The 9,112-nt window shown below is 74.1% G+C and carries 10 protein-coding genes; 7 read left to right on the plus strand and 3 right to left on the minus strand.

Annotation, left to right across the window (positions count from 1 at the left end; translation table 11 throughout):
- Positions 1-105 precede the first annotated feature (105 nt).
- Genes ACOV8S_RS03275 through mnhG form a run of 6 tightly spaced genes read left to right on the plus strand, consistent with a single transcriptional unit; the run spans position 106 to position 6,187 of the window.
- Positions 106-3,054: a Na+/H+ antiporter subunit A gene (locus tag ACOV8S_RS03275; RefSeq protein ID WP_448316003.1), complete on the plus strand. Its 2,949-nt coding sequence runs from the start codon at positions 106-108 to the stop codon at positions 3,052-3,054.
- Positions 3,051-3,479, plus strand: a complete 429-nt coding sequence (locus ACOV8S_RS03280) for a Na(+)/H(+) antiporter subunit C (RefSeq protein ID WP_382557684.1) — start codon at positions 3,051-3,053, stop codon at positions 3,477-3,479. Before ACOV8S_RS03275 ends, ACOV8S_RS03280 begins: the two co-directional genes overlap by 4 nt.
- Positions 3,476-4,996, plus strand: a complete 1,521-nt coding sequence (locus tag ACOV8S_RS03285; RefSeq protein WP_448316004.1) for a Na+/H+ antiporter subunit D — start codon at positions 3,476-3,478, stop codon at positions 4,994-4,996. Before ACOV8S_RS03280 ends, ACOV8S_RS03285 begins: the two co-directional genes overlap by 4 nt.
- On the plus strand, positions 4,993-5,565 hold the full coding sequence (locus ACOV8S_RS03290) for a Na+/H+ antiporter subunit E (RefSeq protein ID WP_448316005.1): 573 nt from the start codon (positions 4,993-4,995) through the stop codon (positions 5,563-5,565). The genes ACOV8S_RS03285 and ACOV8S_RS03290 overlap by 4 nt, the downstream gene beginning before the upstream one ends.
- A complete protein-coding gene (locus ACOV8S_RS03295; RefSeq protein ID WP_448316006.1) occupies positions 5,562-5,828 on the plus strand; it encodes a monovalent cation/H+ antiporter complex subunit F in 267 nt (88 codons plus the stop codon). The genes ACOV8S_RS03290 and ACOV8S_RS03295 overlap by 4 nt, the downstream gene beginning before the upstream one ends.
- Positions 5,825-6,187, plus strand: coding sequence for a monovalent cation/H(+) antiporter subunit G (mnhG, locus tag ACOV8S_RS03300; RefSeq protein ID WP_448316007.1), 363 nt, complete (start codon positions 5,825-5,827; stop codon positions 6,185-6,187). The genes ACOV8S_RS03295 and mnhG overlap by 4 nt, the downstream gene beginning before the upstream one ends.
- A 135-nt stretch (positions 6,188-6,322) precedes the next feature.
- Here the strand turns inward: mnhG and ACOV8S_RS03305 are convergent, their stop codons facing one another.
- Positions 6,323-6,547 carry a twin-arginine translocase TatA/TatE family subunit gene (locus ACOV8S_RS03305; protein WP_448316008.1) on the minus strand — a complete coding sequence of 75 codons (225 nt, stop codon included), beginning with the start codon at positions 6,545-6,547 and terminating at the stop codon, positions 6,323-6,325.
- Positions 6,548-6,656: 109 nt separating this feature from the next.
- Entirely contained in the window at positions 6,657-7,073 is a 417-nt protein-coding gene (locus ACOV8S_RS03310) for a VOC family protein (protein ID WP_448316009.1), read from the minus strand.
- Between the two features lie 180 nt (positions 7,074-7,253).
- On the opposite strand from ACOV8S_RS03310, the gene ACOV8S_RS03315 reads away from it, so the two are divergent.
- The gene (locus ACOV8S_RS03315; protein ID WP_448316010.1) at positions 7,254-8,012 is read left to right on the plus strand and encodes an SDR family NAD(P)-dependent oxidoreductase; all 759 of its coding nucleotides are present in this window, start codon (positions 7,254-7,256) and stop codon (positions 8,010-8,012) included.
- A 47-nt stretch (positions 8,013-8,059) separates the two neighbouring features.
- Here ACOV8S_RS03315 and ACOV8S_RS03320 read toward each other — a convergent pair whose 3' ends face one another.
- A complete protein-coding gene (locus ACOV8S_RS03320; RefSeq protein WP_448316011.1) occupies positions 8,060-9,037 on the minus strand; it encodes an MBL fold metallo-hydrolase in 978 nt (325 codons plus the stop codon).
- Positions 9,038-9,112: the final 75 nt, after the last annotated feature.

The raw sequence follows: 9,112 nt of genomic DNA on the forward strand, positions 1-9,112 counted from the left end.
GGGCTGGGCCATACAGGGCAGTGCGGCGGGCGGGGCGAGGTCAGGGCGTTAAGGCTGGGGCGATCAGGGAACCGGAGGCAACACTGCCCAGCGCCCGGAGGTCGCGTGCTCGTCGTCGTGCTCTCGCAGCTGGCGTGCGCCGCCGCGCTGCCCGCCGCCGCCCGGCGCATCGGCCGCGGGGTGTGGGCGGTCGCCGCCCTCGTGCTGGCCGCCTCGCTCGCCTGGCTGCTCACCCGCACGGCCTCCGTGCTGGACGGCACGACGTACACCGAGACCTACGCCTGGTCCCCGGCGCTCGGCCTGGAGATCGCGCTCCGCCTGGACCCGCTCTCCCTGATGATGGCCCTGGTGGTCACCGGCGTCGGCGTCGCCGTGATGACGTACGCCGCCTACTACCACCACCTCGGCCACGGCCGGGAGGCCGGACTGCTCCTGGCGTTCGCCGCCGTGATGCTGGGTCTGGTCCTCGCCGACCACCTGCTGCTGCTCTACGTCTTCTGGGAACTGACCTCCGTCGCCTCCTTCCTGCTGATCGCCGGACGACGGGAGGGCGGCGACCGGCAGCGGGCCGCCGAACAGGCCCTGCTGACCACCGTCGCCGGTGGTCTGGCCATGCTGCTCGGCCTGGTGATGCTCGGCCAGGCGGCCGGCACCTACCGGATCTCCGCGCTGCTCGCCGACCCGCCGCCCCCCGGCGCGATCGTGACCTGCGCCCTGGTCCTGATCCTGGTCGGCGCGTTCGCCAAGTCCGCCCAGTTCCCGCTGCACGCCTGGCTGCCCGCCGCGATGGCCGCGCCCACCTCGGTCAGCGCCTACCTGCACGCCGCCACCATGGTGAAGGCCGGGGTCTACCTGGTCGCCCGGCTAGCCCCCGGCTTCGCGGAGACCACCGCCTGGCGGCCGCTGGTCCTCACGGTCGGCCTGTACACCCTGGTGGTCGGCGCCTGGCGGGCGCTGCGCGAGACCGACATGAAGCGGCTGCTGGCCTACGGCACGGTCAGCGAACTGGGCATGATGATCGCCCTCTTCGGCATGGGCACCCGCACCGGCGCGGTCGCCGGGGCGGTGCTGCTGCTCTCCCACGCGCTGTTCAAGGGCGCGCTGTTCATGGTGGTCGGCATCGTCGACCACCAGACCGGGACCCGCGACCTGCGCGAGCTGTCCGGCCTGGCCCGGGCGCTGCCCGTCCTCGCGGCGGTGGCCCTGCTCGCCGGGGCGTCGATGGCCAAGCTGCCGCCGACGATCGGCTGGATCGCCCAGGACGGCGCCCTGGAGGCCCTGCTGCACGGTGAGATCACCGGCGACGCGTGGGCGACGGCCGCCCTGTGCCTGGGCTCGGTGTTCACCGTCACCTACACCGCCCGCTTCCTGCAGGGCGGCTTCGCGGCCAAACGCGACCGCGCGCCCTCCGGCCCGGTGGAGCCGCCCAAGCCCCTCTTCCTCGCCCCGGCCGCCGCGCTGGCCCTGCTCGGGCTGGTGGCCGGCATCGGCTACCCGGCGGTCGACGCGCTGACCGCGCCGTACGCCGACCAGTACCCCGAGACCGGCAAGCCCTTCCACGCGGAGCTCTGGCACGGCTGGACCCTCGGCGTGTGGCTGGCACTGCTGATCGTGGTGCTCGGCCTCGCCCTGCACGCCGCCCGCCGGCCGTTCTCCCGGCTGCTGCGCCGCCTTCCCCGGCTGCCCGACGCCGAGTGGTGCTACCGGCGCACCATGGTCGCCCTGCACCACGGCGCCGTCGTGTTCACCCGGTACACCCAGGTCGGCTCGCTCCCGCTCTACCTCACCGCCATCCTGCTCACCGTCGTCGTGCTCCCGTCGATCGCGGTGCTGCACGAGATGCCGCAGCTGCACGAGATCCGCGCCTGGTGGACGCCGGCCGAACTGCCCCTGGCGCTCACCGTGCTGATCGCCGCCGCCGGCGCCGCGGTGATCAAGCACCGGCTCGCCGCCGTCCTGGTCACCGGTGCCGTCGGCTACGCCGTGGCCGGGCTGTTCGTGGTGCAGGGCGCGCCCGACCTGGCGCTCACCCAGTTCCTGGTCGAGTCGCTCACCCTGGTCGTGGTGGTCCTGGTGCTGCGCCGGATGCCGTCGCGCTTCACCCCCGCCTCCAGCAGCGTGCTGGGACGCTGGAGCCGGGCCGCGGTCGCCGTCCTCGTCGGGATGTTCGTCGCCGGGTTCGCCCTGACCGCCCCTCAGGGACGGCAGAACGCCGGACCGGCCGGCGAGTACCTGCGCAGGGTCGGCGAGACCGGCGGCACGAACGTCGTCAACGCGATCATCGTGGACTTCCGAGCCCTGGACACCATGGGCGAGATCGCCGTCCTGATGGTCACCGCCCTCGGCGTCGTCAGCCTGATCCGGCTGGGCACCCGGCAGGACGAGAGCAAGCAGGACGAGACCCCGCGGGAGGGGACCGCACAGGACGGCACGTCGCGGGAGGAGGCCGCGGAGGCCGACGGGACCGGCCGGCGCACCGCACCCGGCGAGCTCACGGACCCCTCCGAGTTCCCCGCCGCCGCCCGCTGGGACGAGCCCCGCGAACACTGGCTGCCCGGCAGCACCGACCTCCTCGGTGCCGAACGCTCGGTGCTGATGGAGGTCGTCACCCGGCTGCTGTTCCCCTCCATCCTCGTCGTCTCGCTCTTCCTGCTGCTCTCCGGCCACTACCGGCCCGGCGGCGGTTTCGCGGGCGGGCTGGTCGCCGGACAGGCGTACATCCTGCGGTACGTGGTCGCCGGAGCCGGCGACGTCGAGCGCGCCGTCCCGCTGCGCCCCGGTCACCTGATCGGCACCGGCCTCACCCTCGCCGCCGTCACCGGCCTCACCCCGCTCGCCTTCGGACAGCCCCTGCTGACGACCTCCCTGTGGACCTGGCACCTCCCGGTGCTCGGCCAGGTGAAGACAAGCAGCAGCCTCGTCTTCGACATCGGCGTCTACCTGCTGATCCTTGGAGTGATCCTGACCCTGCTCTCGGCCGCCGGCACCTCCCTGCGCGCCCCCGTGCCCCAGCTCGGCACCGGAACCGGCACGGCCGGCGGGAGGCGCCCGTGAAAAGCCTCGACCTCACCATGGCGCTGGTCGTCGGCGGCCTGTTCACGGCCGGCGTCCACCTGCTGCTGCAGCGCTCGCTGATGCGCGTCGTGCTCGGCATCATCCTGCTCGGCCACGGCGCCAACCTGCTGCTCCTGGAGGCCGGCGGGCCCCTCGGCGACCCGCCCGTCACCGGCGGCGACCGCGACGTCGACGTCACCGCCTACTCCGACCCGCTGCCGCAGGCCATGGCGCTCACCGCCATCGTCATCACCTTCGGCGTCACCACCTTCCTGCTCGCCCTCTCCCACCGCTCCTGGCGGCTCACCGGCCACGACGAGGTGCAGGACGACCCGGAGGACCGGCGGATCGGCGACGTGGGGGAGCGCGCCGACGACGACCCCACCCCGCACCTGCCGGCCGACGACCGGGGTGACGCCGGATGATCCTCGCCCTGGTCGCCGTCCCCGTGCTGGTCCCGCTGCTCGCGGCCGGCCTCTCCCTGATCGTGTCCGCCAGCACCGACCGGCAGCGCACCGTCACCCTCACCGCGCTCGCCCTCGTCCTGGCCGACGCGATCGCGCTGCTCGTGGTGGTCGAGCGGGACGGCACCGTGGTGGTGGCGGCCGGGGACTGGGCGCCGCCGGTGGGCATCGTGCTGGTCGCCGACCTGCTCGCCACGATGCTGCTGGCGCTGGCCGTGCTGGTCGCCCTCGCGGTGCTGCTCTTCGCCGTCGGACAGGACAACGCCGACCGCGGGCCCGGCATCACCGTGCCCTACCACCCGTCCTACCTGGTGCTGGTGGCCGGGATCGCGCTGGCCTTCCTGGCGGGCGACCTGTTCAACCTGTTCGTCGCCTTCGAGATGCTGCTCTCCGCGTCCTACGTGCTGATCACCCTCGACGCGGGCGCCGGGCGGGTGCGGGCCGGCATGACGTACGTGATCACCAGCCTCACCTCGTCGCTGCTGTTCATCACCGCCCTCGGCCTGGTCTACTCGGCCGCCGGCACCGTCAACCTCGCCGACCTGGCCGTCCAGGCGGAACGGCTGCCGCCGGGGCTGCGCACCGCGCTGAGCCTGATGCTGCTGGTGGTCTTCGGCATCAAGGCCGCCGTCGTGCCGCTGCACTTCTGGCTGCCGGACAGCTATCCCACCGCGCCCGCCCCGATCACCGCCGTCTTCGCGGCCCTGCTCACCAAGGTCGGCGTGTACGCGATGGTGCGCACCGAGAGCCTGGTCTTCCCGCGGGACGGCGCCTGGTGGGTGGCGACCGTGCTGGCGGTGGCCACCATGCTCGTCGGCATCCTCGGCGCCGTCGCCCAGGACGACATCAACCGCCTGCTGTCCTTCACCCTGGTCAGCCACGTCGGCTTCATGATCTTCGGCCTGGCGCTCTCCGACGTCGCCGGACTCACCGGGACGATCCTGTACATCCTCCACCACATCACCGTGCAGGCCACCCTCTTCCTGGTGGCCGGCCTGATCGTCAACGCCGCCGGGACGGCAGAACTCTCCCGCATGGAACGCGGGGAGGGCGCCCGCCGGGTGCACCCCCTCACCGGGGTGCTCTTCCTGATCGGCGCGCTCAGCATGTCCGGCGTGCCGCCGCTGTCCGGCTTCATCGCCAAGTTCGCGCTGCTGCGGGCCGCCGCCGCGCACGGCGGCGTCGCGGCCTGGCTGCTGGCCGGGGCGGCGCTGGTCACCAGCGTGCTCACCCTGTACGCCATGGTCCGGGTGTGGCGAGGGGCGTTCGCCCCCGGGCAGGGCGACCCGCTCCCGCTGCGCGGCCGGCCCGGGATGATGCTGACCATGTCCGCGGCCGTCGCCATGGGCCTCACCGGCCTCGGCCTCGCGGTGGCCGCGGGGCCGCTCGCCGACCTGGGGGAGCGGGCCGCCACCGAACTGGTGGAACCGGGCGGATACCGCACGGCCGTGCTGACCGGGGAAGGTGACGGCCGGTGAACCGCTCCCTGCTGCGCCGGCTGCCGGCCCTGCTGTGGCTGTGGGCGCTGTGGGTCCTGCTCTGGTCCACGCCCAGCCCGCTGGTGATCGTCGGCGGCCTGCTCGTCGCCCTGTCGGTGCTCGCCGTCTCGCGCTTCCCGGTCGTCTCCCGGCAGATGACGGTGCGCCCGCTGCGGCTGGTCGCCCTGTGCGGCCGGATGGTCGCCAACCTCGTCGTCTCCGCCACCGCGGTCGCCTGGGCCGCCGTGCGGCACGGGCCCCGGGTGCGGGCGGCGATCGTGGAGATGCCGCTCGACGCGGACAGCGACCTGCTGGTGACCCTCGCGACGCTCCTCACCAACGTCTCGCCCGGCAGCCTGGTGCTGGAGATCGACCGCCGCCGCGGCGTGCTCTACGTCCACGTCCTGCTGGTCGCCGCCTCCGGCGAGGCCGGCGAGGCCCGCCGCACGCTGCTCGCCAACGAGCGCCGGCTGGTGGCCGCGCTGGGGCGCGACGGCCCGGACGCCGTGCCGCCGCTTCCGCCTCCGCCGTCCTCGCCCCCGCCCCCGTCACGGAAGGACGACTCGTGACCGTCGTCTACTACGTCGTGTTCGCCCTGCTCGGCCTCTCGTCCCTGCTGACGGTGGTGCGGCTGGTGATCGGGCCGGGAGTGCTGGACCGGATCGTCACCCTGGACGTGCTGGTCACCCTGTTCGCGGCCGGCATCGCCGCGGAGGCCGCGCGGCGCGAGGACGGCACGGGGCTGCCGGTGCTGCTCGCCGTCACCCTGCTGGCCTTCGTCGGCTCGGTCACCGCGGCGCACCTGGTGGAGAAGCGGGAGGGCATGCGGTGAGCGTCTTCCTGGACGTGGCCTCGGCGGTGCTGCTGATCGGCGGGGCGCTGTTCTGCCTGCTCGCCTCGGTCGGCGTGCTCCGCTTCCCCGACGCGGTGTGCCGGCAGCACGCCGCGGCCAAGGCCCAGACACTGGGGCTGCTGATGATCCTGCTGGGCGCGGCGCTGCAGAACTCGCCCCGGTACGCGGTGCCGCTGGCCCTGGTGGCGCTGTTCCAGCTGCTCACCATCCCGGTGACCGGGCAGATCGTGGGCCGCACCGCCTACCGCACGTCCTCGCTGGCCGAGTCCTCGCTCACCGAGGACGCGCTGGCCCGCCGGCTTCCGCCGGAGGAACGGCTGCCGAGCCCGGACGACTGACGTGGCCCGTCGGGGCGGTCCCGGGGCGGGCCTGAGCGGTCAGGCCCCCTCGCCGGGTGTGCCGAGCCCGGGGCCCACCGGTGTGCGGTCAGGATTCGGCGGCCCGGTGTGCGGGGCCGGCCGGGCGGTGGGCGGTCAGGCTCCGGCGGTCGAGCCCGGCGCCGCGGTGTCGCGGGAGACGACCTCGCCCTGGACGATCTTCGGCTCGCCGGGGGCGGGCGCGTCCTTCAGGGCGCGCGACTCCGCCTTGAGGATGCGGGCCGACCTGCCCGCCGAACGGACCACGTCGGGCAGCCGCTTCGCCGCGAGGACGGCGGCGACGACGAGCAGGAGGAGGGCGAGCTCGCTCAGTCCGAACATGGGATCCCGTTCTGTGATCGGTGGGGCGGGCAGGGGACCGCGCCGTCGGAGAATGTACCCGGCGGGGTACTCCCTGCCTACGCCCCGTCCGCGTACCGGGGCGGCCCGCTCAGCCGAGGCCGTTGGCCTCGAGCCACTTCGGGTCGGGGGCGACCGGCTGCAGCACCTCGATCAGCAGCCCGTCGGGCCCGGCCACCTGGAACCGCCGCTGCCCCCACGGCTCGGTCACCAGGTCCATCACCACGTCGAGCCCGGCGTCGGCCAGCCGCCGGTGCTCCGCGTCCACGTCCTCCACCAGGAACGCCAGCAGCGCGCCGGTGATCTCCTTGCCACGGGCCGCCTTCGGCCACGACTCGTGGTCCGCGCGGACGAAGTCCAGGCTGTACTGCGGGTGCTGCGGGTGCTGGGTGTTCACGTACCAGCCGAGGTCGATGTTCACCGTGAACCCGAAGTGCTCGGCGAACCAGGCGGCGGCTGCGGCCGGATCCTTCGCGGCGTACGCGGTTCCCACCATCGTGACCTGCATGCGTGATCCCTTTCCTCGGTGACGGGCTGTCAGGCTAGGGCCTGGAGGGCGGCCGCGGGAGGCGTTCGCGCGAACCATGATCAGTTCGCACCGGCGCCCGGTGCCGAGCGGCCCACGCGGTCCGGGACCACGGCACCCGTTCAGGGCCCGCGCCCCGGGCGGTCCCACCGGCCTGCGACCATGGCGCGCATGACAGGCACGACAGCATCCGCACCCCTGATCACCGTCGTCACCGGAGGCAGCCGCGGCATCGGCGCGGCGGTCTGCCGGCGCCTCGCCGCCGAGGGTCACGACCTGGTGATCGGCTACCGCTCCGACGCGGGCGCCGCCGAACGCGTGGCGGCCGACGCCTCCGCGCTCGGCGTCCGGGCCGTCCCGGTCGCCGTCGACACCTCGGACGCGGCCTCGGTGGACCGGCTCTTCGACACCGCGGCACGGCGGCTCGGCACGGTCACCGGCCTGGTGAACAACGCGGGCGTCAGCGGCCCGCTGGGCCGGCTCGCCGACGCCGACCCGGAGGGCATGCGCGACGCGCTGGGCGTCAACGTCCTCGGCTACCTGCTCTGCGCCCGGCGCGCCGTCCGGGAGATGACGGCCGCGTCGGGCGGCGCGATCGTCAACATCTCCTCCGCCGCGGCGACCCTGGGCAGCCCCGGCGAGTACGTCCACTACGCGGCGGCCAAGGCGGCCGTGGACACGATGACGGTGGGGCTGGCCAAGGAGGTCGCCGCCGACGGCATCCGGGTCAACTGCGTCGCCCCGGGCACCGTGTGGACCGAGTTCCACGCCGACCCGCAACGGCCCGCGTGGATGGGCGAGACCACCCCGATGGGCCGCTCCGGGCAGCCGGAGGAGATCGCCGGGGCGGTGGCCTGGCTGATGTCGGACGACGCGTCGTACACGACGGGCGCGGTGCTGCGGGTGGCCGGCGGGCGGTAGACCCCGCAGCCGCGGAGCACGCGGAGCACGCGGCGCGCCGCGGGACCTCAACGGCCGGACAGGTCCCAGGCCAGCTGGGCCACCTGCTGCATGACCGGCAGCATCCCCGGATGGTCGCCGTCGTCCAGGTGGCGGTACTCGCTGCCGATGGTGATCACCAGCCGTTCGGGGAGGCCGAGTTCCGGATAGTTGCCCTCGGCTATCACCCGGCGGGCGGCCTCGGCGGCGGGGACGCCGGCGGCGTGGAAGGCGTGCGCCCGCTCGGCGACGTACTCCAGGTAGCCGATGTGCACCTTGAGCCCGGCCGCGCTCAGCACCGGACCGTGGCCCGGCACGAAGGTCCGCGCCCCGGTGGCCAGGAACCGTTCGCAGGAGGCGATCAGGTTGCCCAGCGGCCCCGCCCAGTGCGACGGGTGGTCGCCGGGCTGCGCGGCCGTGCTGCCGAAGACCACGTCACCGGTGAACACCACGCCCTGCTCCGGCAGATGGACGAACAGGTCGCCGACCGTGTGCCCGGGCGGCAGCGAGGCGAGACGGACCGTGTGCCGGCCCACCGTCAGCTCGTGCTCCCCGGTGAACGTCTCGGTCACCGTGGGCAGTGCGGTCGCCGACCAGTCGAAGACCCCGAAGTGCTGCCGGACGTACGCGCCCCACGGCGTCGCCGGGTCCACCGCCCCGGCCAGCGCGTGCAGTTGGTGCGGCGTGGGCTCCAGGCACAGGTGCGCCCTTGCCGCGTCGGTCGCGACGACCTGCGCATCGGGCAGTACGCAGGCGCCCCACAGGTGGTCGCCGTTGGCGTGCGTGACGACCACCCGGTCGACGTCCGCGCCCGCGGGCAGCAGTTGACGGCTGGTGGCCAGGAACTCACCTGCCAGGCGCCGGTCGTAGGGGCTGTCGATCCACAGCGCGGAGTCCTCACCGACCAGCAGCCCGCAGTTGGCCAGGCCCCATCCGCGCCGCCCGGGCAGAAGGGCGTACAGCCCCGCGCCGAGTTCCGTCAGGGGCCCTCCGTGCGTGATCGTCATGCCACGCGATTATGCAGACGCCCACGACTTCCACCACCGCGCCGGGCGGCGGTTGGCCGGAACTCGCCTCCGGCC

The sequence above is a fragment of the Streptomyces sp. CO7 genome (assembly GCF_053474865.1).